This window comes from Bacillus hominis (assembly GCF_018332515.1).
GTDB lineage: Bacteria > Bacillota > Bacilli > Bacillales > Bacillaceae_G > Bacillus_A > Bacillus_A hominis.
In genome coordinates this window covers 1-337 of sequence record NZ_BOQD01000343.1, presented here as the reverse complement: position 1 = coordinate 337, position 337 = coordinate 1, and the positions used below count along the sequence as shown (strand labels likewise).

The following is a 337-nucleotide window of genomic DNA, read 5'->3' as shown; positions in this document are numbered from 1 at the left end:
GGCGTTGTCCACCTGATAATGCCTTTGGTTTTCGTTGTAAGTAATCTTCAAGCCCTAAGATTTTCGCCGCCTCCGTTACTCGGCGATTAATTTCATCTTTTGGAAGTTTGCGTAGTTTCAAGCCAAACGCGATATTATCATAAACAGTCATATGCGGGTATAGTGCGTAATTTTGAAATACCATCGCAATGTTTCGGTCTTTTGGAGCGACATCATTCATACGTTCTCCATCAATATAAAACGAACCATCGGAAATGTCTTCTAGACCTGCAATCATACGTAGAGTTGTTGATTTTCCACATCCAGAAGGGCCGACAAATACGATAAACTCTTTATC

At 40.7% G+C, this 337-nt stretch carries 1 protein-coding gene; it reads right to left on the bottom strand.

The features are described 5' to 3' along the window. A partial coding sequence (locus tag KI356_RS24335) for an ABC transporter ATP-binding protein (protein ID WP_212936705.1) occupies positions 1-337 on the bottom strand: 337 nt, incomplete at both ends.